The organism is Pantoea nemavictus (assembly GCF_037479095.1).
Lineage (GTDB): Bacteria > Pseudomonadota > Gammaproteobacteria > Enterobacterales > Enterobacteriaceae > Pantoea > Pantoea nemavictus.
On the sequence record NZ_JBBGZW010000001.1, the window covers coordinates 480191 to 506837 of the forward strand.

27 protein-coding genes and 1 other annotated feature are annotated in these 26647 nt (G+C 56.3%); of the genes, 19 read left to right on the forward strand and 8 right to left on the reverse strand.

What is annotated here, in order from left to right; genetic code table 11:
* Positions 1-191 precede the first annotated feature (191 nt).
* Positions 192-1613 (forward strand): exodeoxyribonuclease I, encoded by a 1422-nt coding sequence (gene sbcB / locus WH298_RS02285; protein WP_180822109.1) that lies wholly within the window; start codon positions 192-194, stop codon positions 1611-1613.
* A gap of 88 nt (positions 1614-1701) precedes the next feature.
* Here the strand turns inward: sbcB and WH298_RS02290 are convergent, their stop codons facing one another.
* The 5 genes from WH298_RS02290 to ltnD all read right to left on the reverse strand — a co-directional run bounded on the left by WH298_RS02290 (position 1702) and on the right by ltnD (position 6855).
* The gene (locus WH298_RS02290; RefSeq protein ID WP_007888850.1) at positions 1702-3054 is read right to left on the reverse strand and encodes a GntP family transporter; all 1353 of its coding nucleotides are present in this window, start codon (positions 3052-3054) and stop codon (positions 1702-1704) included.
* A 228-nt stretch (positions 3055-3282) separates the two neighbouring features.
* Positions 3283-4062, reverse strand: a complete 780-nt coding sequence (locus WH298_RS02295) for an HPr family phosphocarrier protein (protein WP_180822110.1) — start codon at positions 4060-4062, stop codon at positions 3283-3285.
* On the reverse strand, positions 4062-4688 hold the full coding sequence (otnC, locus tag WH298_RS02300; RefSeq protein ID WP_180822111.1) for a 3-oxo-tetronate 4-phosphate decarboxylase: 627 nt from the start codon (positions 4686-4688) through the stop codon (positions 4062-4064). Before otnC ends, WH298_RS02295 begins: the two co-directional genes overlap by 1 nt.
* The gene (gene otnK, locus WH298_RS02305) at positions 4685-5944 is read right to left on the reverse strand and encodes a 3-oxo-tetronate kinase (RefSeq protein WP_007888858.1); all 1260 of its coding nucleotides are present in this window, start codon (positions 5942-5944) and stop codon (positions 4685-4687) included. Before otnK ends, otnC begins: the two co-directional genes overlap by 4 nt.
* Positions 5945-5946: 2 nt before the next feature.
* Complete coding sequence (gene ltnD, locus WH298_RS02310) at positions 5947-6855, reverse strand: L-threonate dehydrogenase (RefSeq protein WP_180822112.1); 909 nt, start codon at positions 6853-6855, stop codon at positions 5947-5949.
* A 258-nt stretch (positions 6856-7113) separates the two neighbouring features.
* On the opposite strand from ltnD, the gene ygbI reads away from it, so the two are divergent.
* Positions 7114-7875: a DNA-binding transcriptional repressor YgbI gene (ygbI, locus tag WH298_RS02315; RefSeq protein ID WP_180823678.1), complete on the forward strand. Its 762-nt coding sequence runs from the start codon at positions 7114-7116 to the stop codon at positions 7873-7875.
* Positions 7876-8032: 157 nt separating this feature from the next.
* Here the strand turns inward: ygbI and WH298_RS02320 are convergent, their stop codons facing one another.
* Both WH298_RS02320 and WH298_RS02325 read right to left on the reverse strand, forming a co-directional pair.
* A complete protein-coding gene (locus WH298_RS02320) occupies positions 8033-9391 on the reverse strand; it encodes an APC family permease (protein WP_007888862.1) in 1359 nt (452 codons plus the stop codon).
* 371 nt (positions 9392-9762) lie between these two features.
* Positions 9763-11178 carry a glutamine synthetase family protein gene (locus tag WH298_RS02325; protein WP_007888864.1) on the reverse strand — a complete coding sequence of 472 codons (1416 nt, stop codon included), beginning with the start codon at positions 11176-11178 and terminating at the stop codon, positions 9763-9765.
* A gap of 213 nt (positions 11179-11391) precedes the next feature.
* On the opposite strand from WH298_RS02325, the gene puuD reads away from it, so the two are divergent.
* The 3 genes from puuD to WH298_RS02340 are packed head-to-tail and all read left to right on the forward strand — an operon-like array spanning position 11392 to position 14012.
* On the forward strand, positions 11392-12156 hold the full coding sequence (puuD, locus tag WH298_RS02330; RefSeq protein ID WP_180822113.1) for a gamma-glutamyl-gamma-aminobutyrate hydrolase: 765 nt from the start codon (positions 11392-11394) through the stop codon (positions 12154-12156).
* Positions 12153-12710, forward strand: a complete 558-nt coding sequence (gene puuR / locus WH298_RS02335) for an HTH-type transcriptional regulator PuuR (protein WP_007888866.1) — start codon at positions 12153-12155, stop codon at positions 12708-12710. Before puuD ends, puuR begins: the two co-directional genes overlap by 4 nt.
* Before the next feature lie 24 nt (positions 12711-12734).
* Positions 12735-14012 (forward strand): NAD(P)/FAD-dependent oxidoreductase, encoded by a 1278-nt coding sequence (locus tag WH298_RS02340; RefSeq protein ID WP_180822114.1) that lies wholly within the window; start codon positions 12735-12737, stop codon positions 14010-14012.
* Positions 14013-14074: 62 nt separating this feature from the next.
* On the opposite strand, the gene WH298_RS02345 is transcribed toward WH298_RS02340, so the two are convergent.
* Complete coding sequence (locus WH298_RS02345; RefSeq protein ID WP_180822115.1) at positions 14075-14902, reverse strand: SDR family oxidoreductase; 828 nt, start codon at positions 14900-14902, stop codon at positions 14075-14077.
* A 176-nt stretch (positions 14903-15078) separates the two neighbouring features.
* Between WH298_RS02345 and hisL the strand changes: the two genes are divergently transcribed.
* From hisL to WH298_RS02415, 14 genes are all read left to right on the forward strand, one after another.
* Positions 15079-15126, forward strand: coding sequence for a his operon leader peptide (gene hisL / locus WH298_RS02350; RefSeq protein ID WP_100396937.1), 48 nt, complete (start codon positions 15079-15081; stop codon positions 15124-15126).
* Positions 15102-15223: a sequence feature (His leader region), on the forward strand. It overlaps the preceding gene by 25 nt.
* Before the next feature lie 53 nt (positions 15224-15276).
* A complete protein-coding gene (hisG, locus tag WH298_RS02355) occupies positions 15277-16176 on the forward strand; it encodes an ATP phosphoribosyltransferase (RefSeq protein WP_007888873.1) in 900 nt (299 codons plus the stop codon).
* Between the two features lie 4 nt (positions 16177-16180).
* Positions 16181-17488, forward strand: coding sequence for a histidinol dehydrogenase (gene hisD / locus WH298_RS02360; protein ID WP_180822116.1), 1308 nt, complete (start codon positions 16181-16183; stop codon positions 17486-17488).
* Positions 17485-18561 carry a histidinol-phosphate transaminase gene (gene hisC, locus WH298_RS02365; RefSeq protein ID WP_007888876.1) on the forward strand — a complete coding sequence of 359 codons (1077 nt, stop codon included), beginning with the start codon at positions 17485-17487 and terminating at the stop codon, positions 18559-18561. The genes hisD and hisC overlap by 4 nt, the downstream gene beginning before the upstream one ends.
* Entirely contained in the window at positions 18558-19625 is a 1068-nt protein-coding gene (gene hisB / locus WH298_RS02370) for a bifunctional histidinol-phosphatase/imidazoleglycerol-phosphate dehydratase HisB (RefSeq protein WP_180822117.1), read from the forward strand. Before hisC ends, hisB begins: the two co-directional genes overlap by 4 nt.
* Complete coding sequence (gene hisH, locus WH298_RS02375) at positions 19625-20215, forward strand: imidazole glycerol phosphate synthase subunit HisH (RefSeq protein ID WP_180822118.1); 591 nt, start codon at positions 19625-19627, stop codon at positions 20213-20215. Before hisB ends, hisH begins: the two co-directional genes overlap by 1 nt.
* Positions 20215-20952 carry a 1-(5-phosphoribosyl)-5-[(5-phosphoribosylamino)methylideneamino]imidazole-4-carboxamide isomerase gene (gene hisA / locus WH298_RS02380; RefSeq protein ID WP_180822119.1) on the forward strand — a complete coding sequence of 246 codons (738 nt, stop codon included), beginning with the start codon at positions 20215-20217 and terminating at the stop codon, positions 20950-20952. Before hisH ends, hisA begins: the two co-directional genes overlap by 1 nt.
* Positions 20934-21710 (forward strand): imidazole glycerol phosphate synthase subunit HisF, encoded by a 777-nt coding sequence (gene hisF, locus WH298_RS02385; protein ID WP_007888882.1) that lies wholly within the window; start codon positions 20934-20936, stop codon positions 21708-21710. The genes hisA and hisF overlap by 19 nt, the downstream gene beginning before the upstream one ends.
* Positions 21704-22315 carry a bifunctional phosphoribosyl-AMP cyclohydrolase/phosphoribosyl-ATP diphosphatase HisIE gene (gene hisIE / locus WH298_RS02390; RefSeq protein WP_180822120.1) on the forward strand — a complete coding sequence of 204 codons (612 nt, stop codon included), beginning with the start codon at positions 21704-21706 and terminating at the stop codon, positions 22313-22315. The genes hisF and hisIE overlap by 7 nt, the downstream gene beginning before the upstream one ends.
* Positions 22316-22433: 118 nt before the next feature.
* Positions 22434-23750 (forward strand): type II toxin-antitoxin system HipA family toxin, encoded by a 1317-nt coding sequence (locus WH298_RS02395; protein ID WP_180822121.1) that lies wholly within the window; start codon positions 22434-22436, stop codon positions 23748-23750.
* A complete protein-coding gene (locus WH298_RS02400; protein WP_180822122.1) occupies positions 23747-24082 on the forward strand; it encodes a helix-turn-helix domain-containing protein in 336 nt (111 codons plus the stop codon). The genes WH298_RS02395 and WH298_RS02400 overlap by 4 nt, the downstream gene beginning before the upstream one ends.
* On the forward strand, positions 24069-24545 hold the full coding sequence (locus tag WH298_RS02405; protein WP_180822123.1) for a YbaK/prolyl-tRNA synthetase associated domain-containing protein: 477 nt from the start codon (positions 24069-24071) through the stop codon (positions 24543-24545). Before WH298_RS02400 ends, WH298_RS02405 begins: the two co-directional genes overlap by 14 nt.
* Positions 24546-24611: 66 nt before the next feature.
* Positions 24612-25409 carry an ABC transporter substrate-binding protein gene (locus tag WH298_RS02410; protein WP_180822124.1) on the forward strand — a complete coding sequence of 266 codons (798 nt, stop codon included), beginning with the start codon at positions 24612-24614 and terminating at the stop codon, positions 25407-25409.
* 110 nt (positions 25410-25519) lie between these two features.
* Complete coding sequence (locus WH298_RS02415) at positions 25520-26635, forward strand: succinylglutamate desuccinylase/aspartoacylase family protein (protein WP_180822125.1); 1116 nt, start codon at positions 25520-25522, stop codon at positions 26633-26635.
* Positions 26636-26647: the final 12 nt, after the last annotated feature.

Consider the following 26647-nt stretch of genomic DNA (forward strand, 5'->3'; position numbering starts at 1 on the left):
TCGAAATCAAAAAATGAATTTACCGCCGCACGTTTTACGGCAAATAGCGCTTACAGATCTGAATAAATTGAAAAAAAGTATGAACTGCGCATAAATGCTGCGCGCCCGCTCGCAGCGAACAGGATGAAGGTTGTACTGCTAACCAGGGACGACTATCCTGTGCGTTGATTCTATCTAGCCAGGATAACGCCGTGCCCGCCTCTGAGTTCACCTTCTTGTTCCACGATTATGAGACCTTCGGTAAAAGTCCGTCGCTGGACCGTCCGGCGCAGTTTGCCGGCCTGCGTACCGATAAAGAATTCAATGCAGTAGGTGAACCGCAGGTCTTTTATTGCCAGCCCGCCGACGATTATCTGCCACAGCCAGAAGCGGTGATGATCACCGGCATTACGCCGCAAACCGCCAAAGCGCGCGGCGTTACAGAAGCGGCGTTTGCTGAACGCATTCATGGCCTGTTTAGCGAACCGCAAACCTGTGTGATTGGTTACAACAATGTGCGTTTCGATGATGAAGTGACGCGCAATATTTTTTACCGCAACTTCTTCGATCCTTACTGCTGGAGCTGGCAAAACGGCAATTCGCGCTGGGATCTACTCGACGTGATGCGCGCCTGCTACGCGCTGCGTCCGGAAGGGATCGTGTGGCCAGAGAATTATGATGGCTTCCCGAGCTTTAAGCTGGAGCATCTCACTAAGGCCAACGGCGTGGCGCACGAACAGGCGCACGATGCGATGTCCGACGTTTACGCCACGCTGGCGATGGCGAAACTGGTGAAAGAGAAGCAGCCGAAGCTGTTTGAGTTTCTGTTTACCCATCGCAACAAGCAGAAATTGATGACGCTGATTGATATCCCGCAGATGAAGCCGCTGGTGCACGTTTCCGGCATGTTCGGCGCGGCGCGCGGCAACACCAGCTGGATTGTGCCGCTGGCGTGGCATCCGGACAACCGCAATGCGCTGATTGTCGCTGATTTGGCCGGTGATATGTCGCCGCTGCTTGAGCTGGAATCAGAGGAACTGCGTGAGCGCCTGTATACGCGCCACAGTGATTTAGGCGATCTGCCAGCGGTGCCAATTAAGCTGGTGCATATCAATAAATGTCCGGTGCTGGCGCCGGCGAGCACGCTGCGTCCGGAAGATGCTGCGCGCTTAGGTATCGATCGCCAACGCTGCCTGGCGAACCTCAAGGTGCTGCGCGAGCATGCGGAAGTACGGGAAAAAGTGGTGGCGCTGTTTGCCGAAGCGGAGCCGTTTAAACCTACAGATGACGTGGATGCGCAGCTGTATGACGGATTCTTTAGCGATGCCGATCGCGCGGGCATGAATATTCTGCGCCAGACGCCGCCGCAGAACTTACCGGCCCTGGATTTGACCTTCGAAGATAAGCGCATTGGCAAACTGCTGTTCCGCTATCGTGCACGTAATTTCCCCGGCACGCTGGATGACGCAGAGCAGCAGCGCTGGCTGCAACATCGCCGCGAAGTGCTTAATGCCGATCGGGTGCAGGCGTTCCTGCAGGAGCTTGAGTCGCTGGCGAGTTTGCATGAGGATAACAGCGAGAAGATGGCGCAGCTGAAGGCGCTGTATTTGTATGCGCAGGAGCTGGTGTCTTAGTCCTCTGCGGTCTGGTGAGAGGTCGCCATGAATGGCGACCCTATGCAATGCCCGTTTTTAGGGTCGCCATTCATGGCGACCTGAGAACTTAAATCATTCCCCACACCAGCCACGTCAGCGCAAAACCGCTCAGGCCCATCACGGTAGTCAGCACCGTCCAGGTTTTCAGTCCATCCGCTACCGATAAGCCCAGATAGCGCGTCACGACCCAGAAGCCCGCATCATTGACGTGAGACAAGCCTAACCCGCCGAAACAGGCCGCCAGCGTCACCAATACGCGCTGCATATCCGTCACATCACCGACCGCCTGGCTTAGCAAACCGCTGGTGGTGAGAATCGCTACCGTTGCCGATCCCTGCGAGGCACGCAGCGCCAGCGACAGAATAAACGCAGCCGGTACCAGCGGCAGATGCAGGGTTTCCAGCGTCAACGCCAACGCTTTACCCACGCCAGACTCCACCAGCACCTTACCAAATGCACCGCCCGCACCCGCCACCAGAATCACGCTGGCGGAACTGGGAATTGCGCGGCCAGTCAAATCTTCCAGCTTCTCTTTACTCCAGCCGCGACGCACGCCCAGCAGCCATGCCGCCAGCCCAAGGGCAATCAGCAACGCAATCGCTGGCGTACCAATTACCGTCATTACTGAGCGCAGCATGCTGCCTTCTGCCAGCGTGGTGTGTGCCAAGGTCCCCATCACGATTAACAGGATCGGTACCACAATCAGGCCGGTAATGGTCAGCGCACCCGGCGGTGGCGCGTCATTTTTCGCCTGCCCTTCCGGCTTCGCCAGCTGCAACTGCTCCAGCACATCGACCGAAAGGTGGTACTGACGCAGGTTCATCGCTTTCGCCACGTAGTAGCCCACGATGCCCACCGGAATCGAGATCAGGATGCCCAGCATCATCAGCCAGCCCATATCGGTATGCAGAATACCCGCTGCCGCTGCCGCACCCGGATGGGTTGGCAGCGCCACGTGCACCGTCAGCATCACGCCCGCCATAGGCAAACCAAACTTCAGTGGCGAGACGCGCGCCACCTTGGTGAAGCCATAAATCAGCGGAATCACGATGATAAAGCCGACCTCGAAGAACACCGGAATGCCGAGGATAAAGGCCGCCATGGTCAACGCCGCCACGGTACGTTTGATACCTAGCGATTTACTGAAGCGCTGCGCCAGCGACTCCGCTCCGCCCGAGGCTTCAATCACCGCGCCCAGCATCGCCCCCAGCACGATGATGATAGTGATATGCCCCAGCAAATTGCCCATCCCGCTAAAGATGGTTTCCATGATTTTGTCCGCCGGAATGCCGGTAGCAATCGCCACCAGCAGGCTGACAATCAGCAGCGCCACGAAAGGGTGCACTTTGGTTTTAATCACCAGCAACAGCAAGATCACGATGCTGGCGGTAGCGATAGCTAATAACAACGCGGTAGACATGGTATCCCTCTAATTTAACTACCCTAAATACTTCACGCTGCAGGTGCGTTGGCTGCGTGTGCTCGCCGCTGTCACTGACTTCAGTAAGCTCCTGGGGACTCACCCATTTGCCGCCTTCCTGCAGCTCGAATTATTTACGGTAGAGTTGGAATTTGTTTTTTTAAGGTATTGGAGTAAGACGTCATTGGCACAGCGCGTTAAAGCGCTGTGCTGGGGGTAAAACAAGGGTTATTTTGCGTATGGCGCGAACCAGCCAAGACCGGCTTCGGTGCGGCCGCGCGGGATATATTCACATCCCACCCAACCGTCGTAGCCCACCTCATCCAGCAGATTGAACAGATAGGTGTAATTAATCTCACCTTCATCCGGTTCGTGACGATGCGGTGCCGAGGCGATCTGGATATGACGATACCGCCCGGCATATTCGCGAATCAGATGAGTCAGATTGCCGTCCACCAGCTGCGCATGAAACAGATCGAGCTGGGTAAAGACGTTCGGACGATCGATACGCGCCATCATCGCCAGCGTTTGATACTGGCTGGAGTAGAGGTAGTTCGGCTTAGTGACGGGGTTCAGCGCTTCCAGCAGCAGGCGAATACCGTGCGGCGCGAAACGTTCCGCGGCGTAATGCATGTTCTGCACAAAAGTGGTTTCATAAGCGGCGCGATCGGCACCGTTTGGCACCGTTGCCGCCATGATATGCACCTGCTGACAATTGAGCGCCAGCGCATACTCCAGCGCCCGATCGATATCGGCGCGCGCCTCACCTTCACGTCCTGGGATCGCAGAAACGCCCCATTCGCCCGCCTGCACATTGCCTGCCGCGGTGTTGAACAGCACCAGCTCCAGCTGATGTTTCTCCAGCTCGGCTTTAATCATCTCGGCGGGAAAGTCATACGGGAACAGGAATTCGACGGCGCGGAAGCCGGCGTTTGCCGCGGCGGCAAAGCGTTCGATAAACGGCAGTTCGCCGAATTGGGTCGATAAGTTGGCTGCAAACTTAGGCATCAGTAGTTCCTCAATTCCGCCACTTCGCTATCGGTCAGATAACGAATCGGGCGGTCGCCGAGCGTAAACATCAAACGCGCGGTCTCTTCCAGTTCTTCAGTGTTATTAGCGGCTTCGCGCAAGGATTTACCCACCACTACCGGGCCGTGATTGGCCAGCAGGAAAGCGTTATAACGCGAGGCCAGAGTGGCCAAATCGTCCGCTAGCCGCTGATCGCCTGGTTTGTAATATGGCACCACCGGTACATCACCGACGCGCATTACCACGTACGGCGTGAAGGGGCGAATGCAGTTTTCGCTGTCGAGATCGCTCAGGCAGGAGAGCGCCGTCAAATAGTGGCTGTGCAGATGCACCACCGCTTTGCAGTTTGGATTGTTGAGATAGAGTGCGCGATGAAATGCCACCTCTTTTGAGGGCTTATCACCGGAAAGCCATTCGCCCTGTAGCGTCACTTTCGACAGGCGATCGGCCTGCAGCTCGCCGAGGCAGGAGCCGGTAGGCGTAGCTAACAGATTGCCATCCTCCAGCAGCAGCGACAGATTACCTGCCGAACCGGTGGCGTAACCGCGCTGGAAGAAGGACGCGCCGAGCTGGACCATCTCTTCGCGTGCTTGTTGTTCGGTCATCGTGAAAACTCCGTTTGTGCGCGGGCAAAGAACTGCTCGTCGCCAAAGTTGCCTGATTTCAGCGCCAGCGACAGCGGCTGCTGGATGTCACGCACCCACGGCACGCCCGGTGAAATCATCGGTCCAATATGGAACGCGGTGACGCCCAGGCTTTGCGCTACCACGCCCGAGGTTTCGCCGCCGGCGACGATAAAGCGCTGCCAGCCGCGCGCTTTGAGTTCGCGCGTGACGGCGGCAAACAGCTGCTCAACCGCTTCACTGCTGCGTGCCGCACCGTACTGCTGCTGAATAGCCTGTAGCTGCTGCGCATCGGCAGTGGCAAACAGCAACGGTGCCAGATCGGGCTGATGATGGGCGGCAACCCAATCGCATAGTTCCTGCGCATAGCCAGCAACATCGTCGAGGCAGCGTTCAACCCGCACTTCATGCGATGGCGCGTGCTGGCGATAGGCCTCTACCTGACGGTTGGTCATCTGCGAGCAGGATCCAGAAATCACCACCGCGCGCTCGCCCTGTGGACGACCGGCTTGTTCGGCATCGCGGTTCTGTTGCTGCGTCGCCCAGGCGCGGGCAATCCCAATCGCCAGACCTGAACCGCCGGTCACCAGACGCATCTCTTTCAGCGCCTCGCCCTGCGTCAGCAGATGCTGCTCGTGCAGCGCGTCCAGCACCACATAGTTGATGCCCTGCGCTTTCAGCGCATCGAGCTGCGTACGCACCGCATCGGCACCTTGATCCAGCTGTGCTGCATTGATTACCGCTGCCTGACCTTTGGCCTGACGCGTCATCAGGCGCACCAGATTACTGTCAGTCATTGGCGTCACCGGATGATGGCGCATGCCCGATTCGGACAGCAGCTGGTCGGCAACAAACAGATAGCCCTGATACACCGTACGACCGTTGACCGGCAGCGACGGCGAGATCACCGTTTGCGTTTCGCCTAGCGCCTGCAACAGCGCATCGGTCACCGGACCGATGTTGCCATGCTCGGTGCTGTCGAAAGTGGAGCAATATTTGAAATAGAAGCGATCGCAGCCCTGCTGTTGCAGCCACTGCAGCGCCGCCAGCGACTGATCGATGGCCTGCTGGGCCGGGCACGAGCGCGACTTCAGGCTGATAACAATCGCCTGCGCGCTTAACTCATCGTGACCTTCTGGCACGCCGTTGAACTGAATGGTCGGCAGACCGTTCTGTACCAGGAAGCTGGCAATGTCGGTGGCGCCAGTAAAGTCGTCCGCGATTACGCCTAAACGCATGATTACTGCTCCTTCGCCTGCGGCAGCGTAATGCCGCTGAAAATTTTGATTACCGCGCTGTCATCTTCACGACCGTGACCGGCATTGCTGGCTTCGGTAAACATGTTGAGCGCGGTGGACGCCAGCGGCAGCGGGAAGTGCAGCGACTTGGCGGTATCCGCCACCAGGTTGAGATCTTTGACGAAGATATCGACTGCAGATTTCGGCGAGTAATCGCCATCGACCACGTGACGCATGCGGTTTTCAAACATCCATGAGTTACCGGCGGCGTTGGTCACCACGTCGTACATGGTGTCGAGCGGAATACCGGCACGCGCGGCCAGCGCCATCGCTTCGGCGCCCACGGCAATGTGCACACCCGCCAGCAGCTGGTGAATGATTTTGACGGTGGAGCCCAGACCAATTTCGCTGCCCACGCGATAGACTTTCGCCGCCACCGCATCCAGCACCGGCTTGAGCAGCGCAAAAGCCTCATCGCTGCCGGACGCCATCACGGTCATCTCGCCAACCGCCGCTTTGGCCGCGCCACCGGAAACGGGCGCATCCAGCATCAGCAGCTGATGCTGAGCCAGCTGCTGTTCTATCGCCTGCGCATCCTGTGAAGAGATGGTGGACGACACCATCACCACCGTGCCCGGCTTGAGCTGCGCCGCCACACCGTTTTCACCGAACAGAATGGCCTTCACCTGCGCGGCGTTAACCACCAGCAGCAGCACCGCATCCAGTTCTGCAGCAAAGCTGGCAGCGGAGGTCTGTGCATCACGTGCTCCGGCCTGACGCAGGGTTTCCAGCGCCTGCGGATTCAGATCAACTCCCCAGGTATTCAATCCTGCACGGATACAAGACTGCGCGGCACCCATGCCCATAGAACCTAAACCAATCACGCCGATGTTATTCACGGTTGCTGACACAGCAAACCTCCATTGTTAATTTAAGTGATAATTTGTTCATTGGTGTTAAGTCTGCCGCAGATACTGGGCAATAAACGTGCGTAACATCACAAAAATTAACTTAGATGCGTAATGATTAACATCAATTCACAGTACCGCCCTGACGCGAAATCCCCTGGCAGCCCGGCTTTCTTGTTAGATTTCGGCAACATAAATTGTGCTGCGGGCTGTGAATCGATGATCTACAATGTGAAAAAATGATAATTCAGGGAGAGCATGGTGATTCCGGTTGAACGTCATCAACAAATTCTAACGCTGGTTGCTGAACGCGGCGTGGTGAGCATTGCCGAGCTGACTGAGCGGTTGAGCGTATCGCATATGACGATTCGTCGCGATGTGCAGAAGCTGGAAGAGCAAGGCGCGGTACTGTCGGTATCGGGCGGTGTGCGTTCGGCCGATCGGCTGGCGGCAGAACCGTCGCATCTGGCGAAAACCAACATGTACAGCGGCGAGAAAATGGCGATTGGTCAGTACGCTGCGCGTCATATTCCACGCAACAGCTGCATTTATCTGGACGCCGGCACCACCACGTTAGCGCTGGCGCGTGAACTGGTTGAGCGTGACGATCTGCTGGTGGTGACCAATGATTTCGTGATTGCGCGGCTGCTGATGGAGAGTAGCGACTGCAAGCTGATTCACACGGGCGGTACGGTGTGTCGTGAGAACCGTTCCAGCGTAGGTGAAGCGGCGGCGCGCAGTTTGCGTCAGTTGGCGATTGATATCGCCTTTATTTCCGCTTCCTGTTGGGGCCCGCGCGGACTGTATACGCCGGATGAGGATAAAGTGCCGGTGAAGCAGGCGGCGAGCGATGTTAGCAGTAAGCGCGTGTTGCTGAGCGACAGCTCAAAGTACAACAAGATAGCTACGCATCTGGCGTTGCCGCTGGAGCGATTTGATATCCTGGTTACGGATGCGGAGTTGAGTAAAGCTGGACGCGAAGCGTTAAGTGCGGGGAGTTGGGAATTGGTGATTGCGGGATGAGTTTTTTAAATTGTGCTCGCTGTCCCCCTCCTCGGTCCTCCCCCATTGATGGGGGAGGACGATGCTGCTACATGCGAGTTAGGAGTGGCATGTGGCAGCGTCTCCTTCCCCCGCTTGCGGGGGAAGGCCGGGATGGGGGACAGCGACTTCAATCAAATCACACTTCTTCGCTGAACTGCGGTACTGGATTGCGGAACGTGCGGGTGACAAACGCCAGGTAGATAATACCAATCGCCGCCCACACCAGGCCGAGCACCATCGAGGTCTCTTCCAGGTTAATCCACAACGCACCGACTGTCAGGGCGCCCATTACCGGCAGCACCAGATAGTTGAGGTGATCTTTCAGCGTCTTGTTACGCTTCTCACGGATCCAGAACTGGGCAATCACCGACAGGTTCACAAAGGTGAACGCGACCAGCGCACCGAAGTTAATCAGCGCGGTTGCCGTGACCAGGTCGAAGTTTATCGCCATCAGCGCCACGGCACCCACCAGCAGCACGTTCAGTGACGGCGTGCGGTATTTCGGATGCACGAAACCAAAGAAACGCTGCGGGAACACGCCATCGCGGCCCATCACGTACATCAGACGTGAAACACCGGCGTGTGCGGCCATACCGGAAGCCAGCACCGTCACCACCGAGAAGATCAGAATGCCAATCTGCAGCGCTTTACCCGCTACGAACAGCATGATTTCTGGCTGTGAAGAGTCCGGATTCTGGAAACGCGAGATGTCCGGGAAGTACAGCTGCAGGAAGTAAGAGACACCAATAAAGATCACACCACCAATCAGCGCGGTGAGGAAAATCGCGCGTGGGATGGTGCGTTCTGCATCTTTGGTCTCTTCCGACAGCGAACTGATGCCGTCAAAGCCGAGGAACGAGAAGCACAGAATGGTCGCGCCGGTAATCATCGGCACCACATGCGCATTCTCAGACCAGAACGGCTTGCTGCTGGTTAACGTCCCTTCGCCAACACCGTGCGCCACACCGTAAACCACCATGCCGGTAATCACCACCATCACCACCACTTGCAACACGACGATCACGCTGTTGAAGTTGGCAACGGTTTTGATTCCACGCAGGTTGGAGATGGTCATAAAGGCCACCAGCAGCACCACGAAAATCCACGACGGAATGCCCGGCACCAGCGTTTCAAAGTAGCTTTTCGCCAGCAGGATGTTGATCATCGGCATGAACAGGTAGTCCAGCAGTGATGACCAGCCAACCATAAAGCCGACGTGCGGACTGATTGCCTTCTGAGCATAGGTGTAAGCGGAGCCCGCAGATGGGAAGCGGCGTACCAGCTTGCCGTAGCTCACGGCAGTAAACAGAATCGCGATCAGGGCGAAAGCATAAGCGGTGGCGACGTGGCCGTCGGTCAATCCAGACACGATACCGAAGGTATCAAACAGGGTCATTGGCTGCATATACGCCAGGCCCATCATGACAACCGGGATCAAGGTCAGGGATTTTTTCAGGTGTGCACGCTGAGGTGCGGCAGAGGTGTTAAGCGACATTGTTCAGGCCCCCGCAAGCGACAACCGCGATCGGCTGAGCTACCGGGATACTGCGCAATTTGCTGCAGTGAGAAGTGATATAAGTGTTTACGATTGTCGCGGCGCCGTAGTCATCACGGAAGCGAGAACCAGCCTGAGCTGGTGCAATGTTAAACAGTCCCATCTTTGTTTTCCTCAAATCTCACGCTCAAGCGTGTTTGTCGGTATCTATCTATCCGGATGCGTGTCCGGCCTCGTTTAAATTTCAGTGAGTACATCATGCAAAAAAATAACCGACGCGGTTAACGTCGGTTAGTTCTCATTTTGCAGGGCGCGTATTTTGCCCCAACTTATGCCATCGGCACAAGACGTTAGATCAATTCTTCTCAGGCTCAGGCGTTCTTCAACATCCAGTCGATTTCCGTCGAGGTGATCAGCCGCTCAAACTGCATTAACTCATACTGTTTGCAGCTGTGCCACACCCCGCTAAATCGCTCGCCCAACAGCTTCTGTAGCGGATAGCTATTCTCGAATTCATACAGCGCATCGCTCTGGCGAATCGGCAATGCGAGCCCTTCAGCTTCATGTCCGTTGCCCTGCACCGCAGGCGGTAAAGGTAGCTGATTATCCAGACCGTGCAATATTCCGGCAAGAATTGTTGACACCACCAGATAGGGATTTGCATCCGCACCGGCCACGCGATACTCGATGCGGTGGTTATCGGCATCGCCGCAAGGCACGCGCAGGGCAACCGTACGGTTGTTGTGTCCCCACGATGCCTGCAGCGGCACGTAGGCTTCCGGCAGGAAGCGGCGATAGGCGTTCACGTTGGGGGCCAGTAGCGCCATCGAGGCCGGCATCAGGTCGATCATGCCCGCCAGCGCGCGTTTCATCAGTGGAGAATCGCTGCCGTCATCGAGGGCGAAGGCATTGTGGTCGGCGGCATCCAGCATGCTGATGTGTACATGCATGCCGCTGCCCGCGTACTCTTCATACGGCTTAGCCATAAAAGTGGCTGTCATACCGTGATTTTCTGCCACCTGACGCACCAGCCGTTTCAGCTGGATGGCATGGTCGCACGCCTTCAGCACGTCGCGCGCGTGATGCAGATTGATCTCGAACTGACCAGGCGACGCTTCCGCCAGCGCGCCATCCGCCGGAATGCCCTGCTGTTTGGCTAGACGATCGATATCACGCAGCACGTCGGCAAAATGGTCAAGATTATCGACCGAGTAAACCTGGCTCTGCATATTGCGATCGTCGCTGCCCGGCGAGCACGGCGGCTGGATAAACCCCTCCGCATCGCGCTTTTTATCCACCAGATAGAACTCCAGCTCTACCGCTACCACCGGGAATAATCCGCGATTGCGCAGCTGTTGCCACAACCGGTTGAGGACATTACGGGGTTCAACGTCAAAGGGAGTGCCATCTTGGTTACACATAGTCAGCAGCAGCTGGGCGATGTGCGTGGGATCGGCGGCAGAGGGAATTAAGGTTCCGGGAACCGGAATGCAGAGGTGGTCGGGTTCGCCCAGTGACTGTCCAAGTCCGGCTTCTTCGACGGTGTTGCCGAGAATATCCATGGCGAAAACCGAGGCCGGGAAGTAACACCCTTTTTCCAGTTTAGCCAGCGCTGAGACGGGAATGCGTTTACCGCGAAACACCCCATTTAAATCATTAAGAAGAATATCGACATACTGCGTTTCAGGATGGCGTTCCAGCCAGGTTTTGACCTCCAGCTGGAACGCGCTTGTTCGTTTCTCTTCACTGTGTCGCGTGAAGTCTTCTACTTCTACGAGGTTCGTCATGATCCCACCCGCCCTTTACCGTTTAGAATTGGTGCGCGCAATGCTCAAAATAACAGCCACTCCTCTAACATAGCGCTAACGCAAAAAGTGTGCAAATGTAACAATTCTGCTGGAGGAATGAACGACTGATTGCTAGATTGACAAAATATTGCACACTTTTAACGCCAGCCGTGCCATTTCGGCGAAAATATTGAACAGCAGCGTGGAGACGTTATGGGCATTATTTTTGACAAGCCTTTGATTGGCGTAGTGATGTGCCAGAACGTTATCGGCAGCCATGCCAGTCAAACGGTTCACAATAAATATCTCGACGCTATCGTCCTCGCCGGTGGCGTACCGCTGCCCTTGCCGCATCAGCTAATGCAGGCGCCTCATCTATTAGAAAACAGTATGACCGTGCTGGATGGCATTTTGCTGACCGGCAGCCCAAGTAACATTGAACCCTGGCACTATGGCGAAGACGGCAAAGAGGCGCATGCCGATCCGGCGCGCGATCGCCTCGCTTTCGGCGTGATCACACATGCGGCTGGTAAAAAGATGCCGATGTTTGGCATTTGTCGTGGCCTGCAGGAGCTGGTGGTCGCCAACGGCGGCGCGTTGCATCGTCAGTTACATATGACGCATCTTTTTCAGGAACACCGGGAAGACGACACGCTCTCGCTGGATGAGCAATATGCGCCGGTGCATGAGGTGCAGCCAGAAGCCGACGGCATGCTGAGCCAGCTGCTCGGCAGCACCGAGGCCTTCGCCGTCAATTCGTTACACGGTCAGGGCATTCGTGAAACCGGTCCGCAGCTGCGCGTGGAAGCACGTGCGCCCGATGGACTGATTGAAGCCGTTAGCCTGCCAAAACACCCTTTCGCCCTTGCGGTGCAATGGCATCCGGAATGGCATTCTGAGCGCGATCCGGTTTCGCGCCGTTTATTTGAGGCCTTTATCCACGCAGCTGCCGGTTATCACAAGGAAAAACAGCCATGAATGATGCCACTCTGGCCCCCGGACGGCGCTTATCGCAGATCCGGCAAGAGTTGGGATTGTCTCAGCGTCGCGTCGCTGAATTGTCAGGTTTAACGCACAGCGCGATTAGCACCATCGAACAGGACAAAGTGAGCCCGGCGGTTAGCACCTTACAGAAGCTGCTGAAGGTTTACGGGTTATCGCTGTCGGAGTTTTTCTCCGAACCCAAAACCCATGCCACGCCGCGGGTGATTGTGCGCCCGGAAGAGTGCGTGGAGATCGGCAGCCTGGGCGTATCGCTGCTGCTGATAGATAACGGTGCCGCGCGACGCGCGCTGGCGATGCTGCTGGAGCGTTATGAACCCGGCGCCAGTACCGGGGAAAAATTGCGCCATCCCGGCGAGGAGACTGGCACGGTGCTGGAAGGCGAGATCACGCTGGTGGTGAACGGCCAGAGTTATCACTTATACCGCGGTGAAAGCTATGTGATTGACACCGGCCTGCCGCACAGTTTTACCAATACCTCAGATCAGCCGTGTCGCATTGTTAGCGCGCATACGCCCGCCAATTTTTAAGGTTTCGCGCTTAAGGAGGATTGAATGCAACATGTGGGAAGTTATTACGCTGCTACCGCCAACGCCCATGCGCCCTGGCCGGAGCTGCAGGAGTCGGTACAGTGCGATGTCTGCATTATTGGCGGCGGCTTTACCGGGCTTTCATCCGCGCTATTTCTGACCGAAGCCGGTTACGACGTGGTGCTGCTTGAAGCGGCAAAAATCGGCTTTGGTGCCAGCGGCCGCAACGGCGGCCAGGTGGTCAATTCGTATAGCCGCGACGTGGATGTGATTGAGCAGCGCTACGGCAAACAAACTGCACAGATGCTCGGCAGCATGATGTTTGAAGGCGCAGACATTATCCGCGACCGTATCGACCGATACGCCATCGCCTGCGACTATCGCCCCGGCGGCATTTTCGCCGCGCTCAATCAACGGCAAATGGGCCATCTACGCAGCCAGCAAGCCAGCTGGGCGCGCTACGGCAATCACGATTTGGAACTGCTGGATGAACGCGGTATTCGTCGCGAAGTGGCGACCGATCGTTATGTCGGTGGCTTACTTGATAAACGTGGTGGACATCTGCATCCGCTTAATCTGGCGCTCGGTGAAGCGGAAGCGATTCGTCGGCATGGCGGGCGCATTTATGAGCAGTCGGCAGCGCTCGAAGTGAAATACGGCGCACCGCATCGGGTGAAAACCGCCAAAGGTGAAGTAAGCGCTACCTTCGTGATTTTTGCCGGCAACGCCTATTTACCGTCACAACTTGAACCGCGCCTGACGCGCAAAAGCATGCCGTGCGGTTCGCAGATCGTCACCACCGAGCCTTTAACGCGTGACCAGGCGCTGGGTTTGTTGCCAAACAATCATTGCGTGGAGGATTGTAATTATCTGCTTGATTACTTCCGCCTCACCGCGGATAACCGGCTGCTGTATGGCGGCGGCGTGGTGTACGGCGCGCGCGAGCCGGATGATATCGAAGCGCTGATTCGTCCCAAGCTGCTGCGCACCTTTCCGCAGCTGCGTGATATCAAAATCAGCCACCGCTGGAGTGGCAATTTCCTGCTCACCTTGTCGCGCATGCCGCAGTTCGGGCAAATCGAGAAGAACGCGTTCTTTATGCAGGGCGACAGCGGCCACGGCGTCACCTGTACCCATCTTTCGGGGAAATTGATTGCTGAGGTTCTGCGCGGGCATGCGGAACGGTTTGATGCGTTCGCGAAGTTGCCGCATCTGCCGTTCCCAGGTGGGCGACGGTTTAAGGTGCCGCTCACGGCGATGGGCGCGGTTTGGTATGCGCTGAGGGATCGGTTGGGGGTTTGACCAGGTCGCCAGGAAGGGCGACCATCCATCATCGGGTGCGCATTAGTGCGCACCTAAAAAACTTACTCCAGCGGCATTTTCATCGGATCATCATAGTTGTACTCAAACCCCAACTCATTAGCGATCTTCGAGCCATCAATCACCTTCCCGTTAGAACGCTCTGATTCAGCGAAAAACGTTGGCGGCTCGAGCCCTAACTGCTTCGACACACTCGGATAAAAACTGTCGCGCGACGGATGTTTCGAGGCACACAGGTTGTAAACGTGCCCGCCCTTTGGCGTTTGCAGCAGCAGCACAATCGCGTCTACCACGTCGTCGAGATGCACCAGATTCACCGCATGGCCGCCATTTTCCAGGCCGGTTTTGCCCGCCAGAAAACGGCCAGGGTGACGATTTGGCCCGACTAATCCCGCGAGGCGTACAATATCCACGCTGGTTCCCGGCAGATCGTGCAGCCAGTTCTCCAACTCCACCAGCGTTTTACCGGCGACGGTTTCCGGCTGCAGCGGGCTGCTCTCTTTCATCACTCCTGCGCCACTGCCGTAAACCGACGTCGAGCTGGTGAAAATGATGCGCGGTACTTTATTCGCTAACGCGGTATCCACCACGTTCTGTACCGCCTGCATGTAATCTTCACCGCCTTTGACCGTGCGGCTGGCGGGCAAGGTCACCACCAGCGCATCCACCGCCATCAGCGTCGCTAAATCTTCGGCTTCGCACTCCAGCTCGGGCGTCAGCACCAACTGGAAGGCGGCAATGCCGCAGCGTCGTGCAGCGTCCACGCCATCCGGCGACGTTTTACTGCCGGTTACCTGCCAGCCGCGTGCCGTTAGCGCCATCGCCAGCGGCATACCCAGCCATCCCAGACCTACAATCGCGACCTTTTTCATATCGACTCCTGCTATGGGCTCACACTTCATCTTAGTGCCGGTAGATGTAGCAAACCAGCGCAAACTGTTTCGGGAGATTCCGGAAATTGACAGTTAAAAAAGGGTTGCCAATTGTCATCATCTTCGTTAGGTTAATCAGCACGCAAATGAATACTCATTCAGCAACGGAATTTACTATGACACGCGTTCAGTTCAACCACCATCATCACCATCACCCTGACTAGTCTTTCAGGCGATGTGTGCTGGGAGACGATTAGGATCTTCCAGTGGTGCGAACGCAAAGAGAGCCCCCGGAAGATCATCTTCCGGGGGTTTTTTTATGGGCGAACGCAACCCAACAAGTTCAGACAGGATTGAATAAGAGGATAGGAACCATGTTAGATAACACCCGTATTCGCATAGCTATGCAGAAATCTGGCCGTTTAAGCGATGAATCACGCGAACTGCTGGCCCGCTGCGGTATCAAAATCAACCTTCAGCAGCAGCGTCTGATTGCGTTTGCGGAGAACATGCCCATCGACATCCTGCGCGTGCGTGATGACGATATTCCTGGCCTGGTGATGGATGGCGTGGTGGATCTCGGTATCGTCGGTGAAAACGTACTGGAAGAAGAACTGTTAAACCGTCGTGCCCAAGGTGAAGACCCGCGCTATTTCACGCTGCGTCGTCTGGATTTCGGCGGTTGTCGCCTATCGCTGGCGATGCCGGTGGATGCCGAGTACACCGGTCCGCAGTGCCTGAATAATGCCCGCGTTGCTACCTCTTATCCGCACCTGCTGAAGAAATACCTCGATAAACAAGGCGTCACCTTCAAATCCTGCCTGCTAAACGGTTCTGTCGAAGTCGCGCCACGCGCTGGCCTGGCCGATGCGATTTGTGACCTGGTGTCTACCGGCGCGACGCTGGAAGCCAACGGTCTGCGCGAAGTGGAAGTGATCTACCGCTCGAAAGCGGTGCTGATTCAGCGCGACGGCGAACTGCCCGCCGCCAAGCAAGAGCTGATTGATAAAATGATGACGCGCATTCAGGGCGTGATCAAAGCGCGTGAGTCTAAGTACATCATGCTGCACGCGCCCAGCGAGCGTCTGGAAGAAGTGATTGCCCTGCTGCCGGGCGCTGAGCGTCCAACCGTGCTGCCGCTGGCTGGTGACGTGAGCCGCGTGGCGATGCACATGGTGAGCACCGAAACCCTGTTCTGGGAAACCATGGAAAAACTGAAAGCGCTGGGCGCCAGCTCGATCCTCGTACTGCCAATCGAAAAAATGTTGGAGTAACACGATGAGCAACCTGATGACACCGATTGATTGGCAGCAGTGCAGCGCAGAGCAGCAGCAAGCGCTACTGATGCGTCCGGCGATTTCGGCTTCAGAAAGCATCAGCCAAATCGTGCGCGACGTGCTGGTGAAAGTAAAAGAAGAAGGCGATACGGCGCTGCGTGAATTCAGTGCGCGCTTCGACAAGGCGCAGGTGGATAATCTGCGCGTCAGCGCTGCAGAGATGCAGGCGGCCAGCGATCGTCTTAGCGACACGCTCAAGCAGGCGATGGCGGTAGCTGTTGGAAATATCGAAACCTTCCATAACGCCCAGATCCTTGCCGAAGTGGATGTGGAAACCCAGCCCGGCGTGCGCTGCCAGCAGATTACCCGACCGGTGAAATCGGTGGGTTTATACATTCCTGGCGGTTCCGCTCCGCTGTTCTCGACCGTATTGATGCTGGCGACGCCTGCGCGCATCGCCGGTTGCGGTCGCGTGGTGTTGTGCTCGCCACCGCCGATTGCCGATGAGATTCTTTACGCCGCGCAGCTGTGCGGTGTGAAAGAGGTGTTTCAGGTTGGCGGTTCACAAGCCATCGCCGCCCTCGCCTTCGGCACCGAAACCGTGCCGAAAGTGGACAAGATTTTTGGCCCGGGCAATGCCTACGTGACTGAAGCGAAACGTCAGGTCAGCCAGCGTTTAGATGGCGCGGCAATTGATATGCCTGCCGGTCCATCCGAAGTGCTGGTGATTGCCGATGAAGGCGCCACGCCGGCGTTCGTGGCATCCGATTTGCTGTCGCAGGCGGAACACGGTCCGGATTCACAGGTGATTCTGTTAACGCCGTCGCTGCAGCTGGCTGAAGACGTGGCGCAAGCGGTTGAGGAACAACTGGCGCAGCTGCCGCGTGCCGCTACCGCGCGCCAGGCGTTAGAGAGCAGCCGTTTGATTGTGCTGCGCGACCTGGAACAGTGCATCGAGATCTCCAACCTGTACGGCCCGGAGCACCTGATTATTCAGACGCGCCAGCCGCGCGATTTGGTCGATAGCATCACCAGCGCCGGTTCGGTATTTCTTGGCGACTGGTCCCCGGAATCGGCGGGCGATTACGCTTCTGGCACCAACCATGTGCTGCCGACTTACGGCTACACCGCGACCTGTTCCAGCCTCGGCCTGGCTGATTTCCAGAAACGCATGACGGTGCAAGAGCTGACGCCGCAAGGCTTCCTCAATCTTGCCGCGACGATTGAAACGCTGGCCGCCGCCGAGCAGCTGGAAGCCCACAAAAATGCCGTTACCCTGCGTGTTGCCGCGCTGAAGGAGCAAGCATGAGCCTGAATATTGAAGAGTTAGCGCGCGCTAACGTGCGAGCGCTAACGCCGTATCAATCGGCGCGTCGTCTGGGTGGCAATGGTGATGTGTGGCTGAACGCCAACGAATTCCCGCTGCCGGTGCCGTTTGAGCTGTCGCAGCAGACGCTGAATCGCTATCCGGAATGCCAGCCGAAGATGGTGATTGAGCGCTACGCCGCCTACGCCGGTTTAACGCCGGAACAGGTTCTGGTGAGCCGCGGCGCGGATGAAGGCATCGAACTGCTAATGCGCGCCTTCTGCGAGCCGGGCAAAGATGCGATTCTGTTCTGCCCGCCAACCTACGGCATGTACAGCGTCAGCGCCGAAACCATCGGCATTGAATATCGCACCGTGGCCGCGCTCGACGACTGGCAGCTGAATCTGCCGGCGATTGCCGAGCAGCTCGACGGCGTAAAAGTTGTCTATATGTGCAGCCCGAACAATCCCACCGGTAACCTGATCAATCAGGATGACATCCGCGAGCTGCTGGCGATGACCGCCGGTAAAGCGCTGGTGGTGGCTGATGAAGCCTACATCGAGTTCTGCCCGGAAGCGACGCTCGCGGGCTGGCTGCAGGATTATCCGCATCTGGTGATTCTGCGCACGCTGTCCAAAGCCTTTGCGCTGGCCGGATTGCGCTGCGGTTTCACCCTGGCGAATAAGCCGGTGATCGACCTGCTGATGAAGGTGATTGCGCCCTATCCACTCGCCACCCCAGTCGCCGATGTGGCCGGACAAGCGCTGAGCGATCAAGGCATTACGCTGATGCGCCAGCATGTCGCCGAGCTGAACGCCAATCGCAGCTGGCTGTTTGAACAGTTGCCACAGATTAAGGTGGTGCAGCAGGTGTTCCCAAGCGAAACCAACTACATTCTGGCGCGCTTCACTGATTCACCAAAAGTGTTTAAAACGCTGTGGGATCAAGGCATTATTCTGCGCGACCAAAATAAAAACCCCGGCCTTGCGGGATGCCTGCGCATCTCCATCGGCACCCGTAAAGAGTGCGAGCGCCTGATCGCCGCGCTGCAAGCCTTATCAGTGGAGCAAGCATGAGTCAGAAGATCCTTTTTATCGACCGCGACGGCACCATCATCTCTGAGCCACCAACTGATTATCAGGTGGATCGTATGGAGAAGCTGGCGTTTGAGAAGAACGCCATTCCTGCGCTGCTGGCGTTGCAGGAAGCGGGTTATCAGCTGGTGATGATCACCAATCAGGATGGCCTCGGCACCGATAGCTTCCCGCAGGCTGATTTTGATGGTCCGCACAACCTGATGATGCAGATCCTCAGCTCGCAAGGCGTGAACTTCAGCGACATCTTGATCTGCCCGCACCTGCCGGAAGATAACTGCGATTGCCGCAAGCCGAAAACCAAAATGGTGGAAGCCTGGCTGGCCGCTGGCGCGCTGGATACCGCCAACAGCTATGTGATTGGCGATCGTCTCACCGACATTCAGCTGGCGCAGAACATGGGCATTCAGGGCCTGCGCTATGGCGCGGAAGGCGAAGATTGGGATGCAATTCAGGCGCGCCTCACCAAACGTGACCGCTACGCGCTGGTGCAGCGCAACACCAAAGAGACGCAGATTAAAGTCGAAGTGTGGCTGGACCGCGAAGGCGGCAGCAAAATCAATACCGGCGTCGGCTTCTTTGACCACATGCTCGATCAGATTGCGGTGCATGGCGGCTTCCGCATGAACATCGATGTGAAAGGCGATCTCTATATCGACGATCACCACACCGTAGAAGATACCGGTTTAGCACTTGGCGAAGCCTTGCTGAAAGCGCTGGGCGACAAACGTGGCATCGGCCGTTTTGGCTTCGTGCTGCCAATGGATGAGTGCCTGGCGCGCTGTGCGCTGGACATCTCCGGCCGCCCGCACATCGAATTCAAAGCCGAGTTCAGCTATCAGCGCGTCGGCGATCTCAGCACCGAGATGGTTGAGCACTTCTTCAGCTCGCTCTCCTACGCCATGATGAGCACGCTGCACCTGAAAACCAAAGGCCGCAACGATCACCATCGTGTGGAGAGCCTGTTCAAAGCCTTTGGCCGCACGCTGCGCCAGGCGATTCGCGTGGAAGGCAACACCTTGCCGAGCTCGAAAGGAGTGCTGTGATGAACGTGGTGATCCTCGATACCGGCTGCGCCAACCTGTCGTCGGTGAAGTGGGCAATTGAGCGCCTCGGCTACACGCCGCAGGTCAGCCGCGATCCCGACGTGGTATTGCATGCCGACAAGCTGTTGCTGCCGGGCGTGGGTACCGCGCAGGCGGCGATGAATCAGCTGCAGGAGCGCGATCTGATTGATCTTATCAAAGCCTGTACCCAGCCGGTGCTCGGCATCTGCCTCGGTATGCAGCTGCTCGGTCGCGGCAGCGATGAGAACGGTGGCATCACTACACTGGGCCTGGTTGATGAGCCGGTCACGCTGATGGACACGCAGGATTTACCGCTGCCGCACATGGGCTGGAACCAGATCACCGCCAAAGCCGGTCACCATCTGTTCCGCGATATTCCCGATGGCAGCTACTTCTACTTCGTGCACAGCTACGCCATGCCGGTGAATGCCGCCACCATCGCCCAGTGCGATTACGGCCATCCGTTCACCGCCGCCCTGCAGAAAGATAACTTCTTCGGCGTGCAGTTCCACCCCGAGCGTTCAGGCAAAGCCGGCGCGCAGCTGCTGAAAAATTTCCTGGAGATGTAATGATTATCCCCGCATTAGATTTAATCGACGGCAAAGTGGTGCGCCTGCATCAGGGCGATTACGGCCAGCAGCGCGATTACGGCAGCGATCCGCTGCCGCGCTTACAGGATTACGAACGCCAGGGCGCCGAAGTGCTGCATCTGGTGGATTTGACCGGCGCGAAAGATCCGGCCAAACGTCAGATTCCTCTGCTCACCACCTTGCTGCTCGGCGTGAATGTGCCGGTGCAGGTGGGTGGCGGCATCCGCAACCGCGATGACGTAAAGGCGCTGTTGGCAGCTGGCGCTACGCGCGTGGTGGTGGGTTCCACCGCGGTGAAGCAACCGGAAGAGGTGAAGAGCTGGTTTAACGAGTTTGGCGCGGACGCCATCGTGCTGGCATTAGATGTGCGCATTGATGGCAACAACCGCAAAGAAGTGGCGATCAGCGGCTGGCAGGAAGCGGCCGGCGTAACGCTGGAAGAGGTGATTGGCTGGTATCAGCCGGTGGGCCTCAAGCATGTGTTGTGTACCGATATTTCGCGCGACGGTACGCTGAGCGGCTCTAACGTTGAACTGTATAAAGAAGTGTCTGCGGCCTTCCCGGACATCGCCTTCCAGTCTTCTGGCGGCATTGGTTCGCTGGATGACATCGCGGCGTTACGCGGCAGCGGCGCGCAGGGCGTGATCGTCGGTCGCGCTTTACTGGAAGATAAATTCACGGTGGCGGAGGCGATTGCATGCTGGCAAAACGGATAATTCCTTGTCTTGATGTACGTGACGGGCAAGTGGTGAAAGGCGTTCAGTTCCGTAACCACGAAATCATCGGCGACATCGTGCCGCTGGCGCAACGTTATGCGCAGGAAGGCGCGGACGAGCTGGTGTTCTACGATATCACCGCCTCTTCGGATGGCCGCGTAGTGGACAAAAGCTGGGTCTCGCGCGTGGCGGAAGTGATCGATATTCCTTTCTGCGTGGCAGGCGGCATCAAAAGTGAAGAGGACGCGGCACGCATTCTGCAGTTCGGTGCCGACAAGATCTCTATCAACTCACCGGCATTGGCCGATCCAACACTGATTACGCGCCTGGCCGATCGCTTTGGCGTGCAGTGCATCGTGGTGGGCATTGATACCTGGTTTGATGAAGCGAGCGGCAAATATCACGTCAATCAGTACACCGGCGACGAAGCGCGCACCAAAGTCACCACATGGGAAACTCTTGATTGGGTGCAGGAAGTGCAGAAGCTTGGCGCGGGCGAAATCGTTCTCAACATGATGAACCAGGATGGCGTGCGGAATGGCTATGATCTGGTGCAGCTGAAGAAAGTGCGCGATGTCTGCAAAGTGCCGCTGATCGCGTCCGGTGGCGCGGGCACCATGCCGCACTTCCTTGAAGCCTTTGAACAAGCGAACGTCGATGGCGCGCTGGCCGCTTCAGTGTTTCACAAACAAATTATTAATATCGGTGAGTTGAAAAACTTCCTGATCGACAACGGTGTGGAGATTCGCGCGTGTTAACTGCAGAACAACTGAGCAAGCTGGATTGGGTCAAAACCGCGGGCATGATGCCCGTTATCGTCCAGCACAACGTTTCCGGCGAAGTGCTGATGCACGGTTATATGAACGAGGAAGCGCTGCAAAAAACCCTCAGCGAGGGCAACGTGACTTTCTTCTCACGCACCAAAAACCGTTTGTGGACCAAAGGCGAAACCTCGGGCCACTTCCTGCAAGTGGCGAGCATCACGCCGGATTGCGATAACGACACGCTGCTGGTGCTGGCCAATCCGATTGGCCCAACCTGCCATCTCGGCACTTCAAGCTGCTTCTCGCCGGCTGCGCCCGACTGGACTTTCCTCTACCAGCTGGAGCAACTGCTGGCGTCGCGCAAAACCGCCGATCCAGAGAGCTCGTATACTGCGAAACTCTACGCTAGCGGCACCAAGCGCATCGCCCAGAAAGTGGGTGAAGAAGGCGTGGAAACCGCGCTGGCGGCTACGGTTAACGATCGTCACGAGCTGACCAATGAAGCGTCCGACCTGCTTTATCACCTGCTGGTGCTGCTGCAGGATCAGGATCTGGATTTGAGTACCATCATCAATAATCTGCGCAAGCGTCATAAATAATTGATTGTGCAATATGCTGCTCAAAATTGGCTGATGAAGCCAAAATTGAGCAGCATGCTTCTCAAAAAAAGCAAAACAAACTAGAATTGAGCAATATACTGCTCAACTTGGGTTTCCCATGCTCACTCTGCAGATCTACCTGGATGGATGCTGGCATGATGCCGCGGTGCTCGATTTTAAAGCGCCGCTCAAAGGCCGCGACGGCGAAGCCCTGCTTGCATACGACTTCAACTATGCCGTTGAACATTTAGACCGCAACGATATGGCCAGCTGCAGCATCAACTATCCGGTCATGCTGATTGGCAGCCATTTTGCTAAACCCTGGTTTGGTTTTCTTGATGACATCATTCCCGCCGGTGCCAGCAGACGTTACTGGATTACACAGCTGGGTCTGCAAAGTAAACCTGCGAACGAGCAAGATTACACGCTGTTGAAGGCTGGAACCATCGCGCCTGTGGGCAACCTGAGAATAAAAGAGTCACTGCCGCCACTGCCGCCAGACAGCCGACTGAAAAGCCGGCGTTTTCCCGCCGAATGGGCGATTGAACGGGATACCGACTTTCTTGAGTACGCGCAGCAAATGGGCGCGGCAAGCGGTGGTGCAACGGGCGCAGGCGGAGAAGCACCAAAATTACTGTTGCGTCGTAATAGCAACAGCGAAGTGTGGATCGATACCTGGCAAGATGATCAGCTGAATCAAGACACACCTTATCTGGTCAAATATCCTCGCGGCGCACGCACGCCAATTGATTGCGACATCCTGCGAGCGGAATACCATTTCTATCACGAACTCACCGCGCTTGGGGTTGAAACCATCGATACGCAACACATGTTGCTGTGCGAAGGCGAGCGCTACCCTTCCCTTTGGCTGCCGCGTTTCGATATTGATTTTATCGCCGGTAAAAAAAACCTATACGGGCTGGAATCCGTTTACTCAATTATGCAAAAAGCGCCGGGTAGCTTTCTCAACCATTTTGAGGTTATACGTTGTCTGGTGCGTGTGCTGAAATTGAATAACAAGCAAACAGCAGAAATGGTTATTGAGTGGGTGAAACGCGACATGCTGAATATCGCCTTTGGTAATTCTGATAATCACGGCCGCAATAGCGCCATTCTGAAGAAAATAGGCTGTATGTGGCTGGCGCCTGTTTATGATTTCGCACCGATGAAAGCCGATCCGGAAGGCGTAGTACGCACCACGCAATGGGGATCGCCGTATGAGGAAGGCGGCAATTATCAATGGCATTTTATTGCGCAGCAACTTAATGACTTGGTATCTGAAAGTGTCCTCCTGCAAGAGCTAAGCGTACTAGCAAATAAGTTGAAAGGATTGAAAGCCCGGCTGAAGGCTCGCGGCGTACCGGCTTCGATATTGGAGATGCCCGGCATCGGCTTTAACCACCTGGATGAGCGCATTGCAGGATGGAAATTATGAACAAAAACCTGTCGCCGTTTGAGCGGGAAGCCATGTTATTAGATTTGCTGCAGCAGTTTATAGAAGAGAAATTCACCCAAGGCGTGTTACTCATGCACCTGCGCAAAAAAGTGTTGGGGTTTTCCCAGGATCGCTATGCCGCACTCGCAGGGATTAGCCGCCGCACGTTATCGGATATTGAGCAGGACAAAGAGAGTGTTACGTTAAGTACGTTGAATCGGGCATTTAAGCCGCTAGGTTTAAAACTCGGTTTACTGCCACGCCAAACACATATGATGCAGGCACTGCTTACTCAACTCACTCAACACGGAGAAAGCCATGACCACGCATGAAAAACTGCTCGCGCTGCTCAACCAGCATCAGGCGCGCTATCGCGTGATGGAACATGAAGCGACCGGCAAGTGTGAAGCGGTGGCGGCGATTCGTGGCACCGAAGTAGGGCAAGGCGCGAAGGCGCTGGTGTGTCATGTGAAAGGTAATGGCGTTAAACAACATGTGCTGGCGGTGCTACCGGCCGATCAGCAGGCCGATCTCAGTAAAGTAGCAGCTGCGGTTGGCGGTCGGCGCGCTTCTCTGGCTTCGCCTGCGGAAGTCGATGCACTCACCGGTTGCGTGTTCGGTGCTATTCCGCCGTTTAGTTTTCATGCGGATTTACAGCTGGTGGTCGATCCGCTGCTGTTCGAGCGCTATGACGAAATCGCCTTTAATGCTGGCGTGCTGGAGAAATCGGTGGTGCTGAATATTGCGGATTACCAGGCGTTGCATAATGGTAACGTCATGAAAATAATCCTCTAATTGCCTTGCCTGGCGCTGAGCGGTACTCTTCGTGATTCAACATCACATCAAAAGAAGACCAATATTATGGCAAGTGCTCGTTTAACCGCCCGCCTCCGTCAGACGCTGGCGCTGGCTGTGCTGGCCGGTTGCGCATTTGGCGCGCAGGCAAAGATTGATCAGGTGCGTTTCGCGGTTGACCCCACCTACCCTCCTTTCGAATCCAAAACGCCACAGGGCAAACTGGTCGGTTTTGATATCGATCTCGGCAATGCGCTGTGCGCGCAGATGCAAGCCAAGTGCGTGTGGGTGGAGAGCCAGTTCGACGGCATGATTCCGGCCTTGAAGGCGCGTAAGTTCGATGCCATTTTATCTGATATGGGCATCACTGAAGAACGTCTTAAGCAAATCGATTTCACCGTGCCGCTCTATGACACCCATACCCAACTGATTGCGCGTAAGGGTTCTGGCCTACTGCCAACCGCTGAATCGCTAAAAGGCAAAACCGTGGGCGTGGAGCAAGGCACTGTTCAGGAACGTTACGCGCTCGCCAAATGGCAGCCGCATGGCGTGCAGGTTGTGCCTTATGGCGATCAGGCGCAGGTGGAGAGCGATTTAATCTCTGGCCGACTTGATGCGGTGTTCACTGACGCTGCGCAGGCTGCTATCGGCTTCCTGAAACATCCGCAAGGTAAAGACTTTGAACTGGCGGGCCCGATTGTGCAGGATCCGATCATCGGTCCGGGTACTGCGATTGGGCTGCGTAAAGGCGATGCCGAACTGAAAACCGCACTGGACAATGCTTTTGCCGAGATCAAAAAGAACGGCACCTTCGACAAAATCCAGAAACAGTACTTCGCCACTGATATCTCCATTCAGCAGTAACCTTTTGGGCGGCTTTTGTGCCGCCCTTTTCCAGTCGGCACTATAATTCCAATCATCTGATTAAAAAGGCGCGATTGAAACGTGCCGTGAGCAAGGACATCGAAAGCGTTATGCAACAACAACATCATCCTCTACTCAGCGCCTCACTAGGCACGCAACGCGAAATTGTTAGCTTTCACTTCGGCACGGATTCGCAGCAACGCGTCTACATCCAGGCAGCGTTGCATGGCGACGAGCTGCCGGGCATGGCGGTGGCGTGGTATTTGAAGCAGAAGCTGCTGGCGCTTGAGTCTGCCGGACAGCTGAAATCCAAGATCACGCTAGTACCGGTCGCCAATCCTTTGGCGATGGGCCAACACTGGCATGGCAGCCATTTGGGCCGTTTTCATACCTTGTCGGGACAAGACTTTAACCGCCGCTTTCCAGCGTTAGGTGAAGCATTGGTTGAGGAGTTAGCTGATTCACTTACCCAAAGCGAATATGAAAATAAACGGTTGATCAGGGATGCTATTGATCGTCATTACCGTGACCGCATCGCACGTACCGAATTGGATGCTCAGCGTTTTACGCTGATGCGCATGGCGAGCCAGGCAGACCTGATGGTTGATTTGCACTGCGACTGGGATGCGTTGCCGCACCTCTATACCACGCCGCATGCATGGCCGGATATTGAACCGCTGGCGCGTTGGCTGGGTAGCGAAGTACAGTTGCTGGCGCAGATTTCGGGCGGTGAGCCATTTGATGAAGCATGTTGTGAGCCGTGGTTGACTCTGGCTGAACGATTTGGCGATAAGTTTCCTATGCCGCGGGGATTACTGCCGGTGACGTTGGAACTACGTGGTGTTGCGGATGTATCGCCTGAGATGGCGGAGAAGGATGCAGATGCGATCATCAGTGCGCTGATTGAGAGCGGCTATATTGCAGGTGAAGTGGGTGAATCCCCTGCCCTGATCAATCCGGCGACTGCATTGGCAGGTTGTGAGTACATACATGCGGCACAATCGGGATTGGTGTTGTATCGCCGTAAGTTGGGTGAATGGATCAAGGCCGGTGAAGTGGTGGCAGAGATTGTGGACCCGATTACTGACCAGGTGATGCCGCTGGTAGCAGAGTATGGTGGCGTTTTATATGCGAGGAATTTAAACAAGTTTGTGACGGCTGGGATGTTGGTAGTTAGGCTGGCTGGTGAGAATGCGGGGAGACGTGGGGAGTTGTTGGTGGGGTGAAAGAACCGGCCT

What these genes read in the sequence shown, in the direction of transcription:
- hisA (WP_180822119.1), top strand. Translation starts at nt 20,215, where the DNA reads ATGATTATCCCCGCATTAGATTTAATCGACGGCAAAGTGGTGCGCCTG.
- WH298_RS02320 (WP_007888862.1), bottom strand. Translation starts at nt 9,391, where the DNA reads ATGTCGCTTAACACCTCTGCCGCACCTCAGCGTGCACACCTGAAAAAA.
- hisF (WP_007888882.1), top strand. Translation starts at nt 20,934, where the DNA reads ATGCTGGCAAAACGGATAATTCCTTGTCTTGATGTACGTGACGGGCAA.
- WH298_RS02325 (WP_007888864.1), bottom strand. Translation starts at nt 11,178, where the DNA reads ATGACGAACCTCGTAGAAGTAGAAGACTTCACGCGACACAGTGAAGAG.
- hisG (WP_007888873.1), top strand. Translation starts at nt 15,277, where the DNA reads ATGTTAGATAACACCCGTATTCGCATAGCTATGCAGAAATCTGGCCGT.
- hisH (WP_180822118.1), top strand. Translation starts at nt 19,625, where the DNA reads ATGAACGTGGTGATCCTCGATACCGGCTGCGCCAACCTGTCGTCGGTG.
- WH298_RS02415 (WP_180822125.1), top strand. Translation starts at nt 25,520, where the DNA reads ATGCAACAACAACATCATCCTCTACTCAGCGCCTCACTAGGCACGCAA.
- otnK (WP_007888858.1), bottom strand. Translation starts at nt 5,944, where the DNA reads ATGCGTTTAGGCGTAATCGCGGACGACTTTACTGGCGCCACCGACATT.
- WH298_RS02340 (WP_180822114.1), top strand. Translation starts at nt 12,735, where the DNA reads ATGCAACATGTGGGAAGTTATTACGCTGCTACCGCCAACGCCCATGCG.
- WH298_RS02400 (WP_180822122.1), top strand. Translation starts at nt 23,747, where the DNA reads ATGAACAAAAACCTGTCGCCGTTTGAGCGGGAAGCCATGTTATTAGAT.
- WH298_RS02395 (WP_180822121.1), top strand. Translation starts at nt 22,434, where the DNA reads ATGCTCACTCTGCAGATCTACCTGGATGGATGCTGGCATGATGCCGCG.
- hisC (WP_007888876.1), top strand. Translation starts at nt 17,485, where the DNA reads ATGAGCCTGAATATTGAAGAGTTAGCGCGCGCTAACGTGCGAGCGCTA.
- hisD (WP_180822116.1), top strand. Translation starts at nt 16,181, where the DNA reads ATGAGCAACCTGATGACACCGATTGATTGGCAGCAGTGCAGCGCAGAG.
- puuD (WP_180822113.1), top strand. Translation starts at nt 11,392, where the DNA reads ATGGGCATTATTTTTGACAAGCCTTTGATTGGCGTAGTGATGTGCCAG.
- WH298_RS02405 (WP_180822123.1), top strand. Translation starts at nt 24,069, where the DNA reads ATGACCACGCATGAAAAACTGCTCGCGCTGCTCAACCAGCATCAGGCG.
- WH298_RS02345 (WP_180822115.1), bottom strand. Translation starts at nt 14,902, where the DNA reads ATGAAAAAGGTCGCGATTGTAGGTCTGGGATGGCTGGGTATGCCGCTG.
- WH298_RS02410 (WP_180822124.1), top strand. Translation starts at nt 24,612, where the DNA reads ATGGCAAGTGCTCGTTTAACCGCCCGCCTCCGTCAGACGCTGGCGCTG.
- otnC (WP_180822111.1), bottom strand. Translation starts at nt 4,688, where the DNA reads ATGACCGAACAACAAGCACGCGAAGAGATGGTCCAGCTCGGCGCGTCC.
- puuR (WP_007888866.1), top strand. Translation starts at nt 12,153, where the DNA reads ATGAATGATGCCACTCTGGCCCCCGGACGGCGCTTATCGCAGATCCGG.
- WH298_RS02295 (WP_180822110.1), bottom strand. Translation starts at nt 4,062, where the DNA reads ATGCCTAAGTTTGCAGCCAACTTATCGACCCAATTCGGCGAACTGCCG.
- WH298_RS02290 (WP_007888850.1), bottom strand. Translation starts at nt 3,054, where the DNA reads ATGTCTACCGCGTTGTTATTAGCTATCGCTACCGCCAGCATCGTGATC.
- hisB (WP_180822117.1), top strand. Translation starts at nt 18,558, where the DNA reads ATGAGTCAGAAGATCCTTTTTATCGACCGCGACGGCACCATCATCTCT.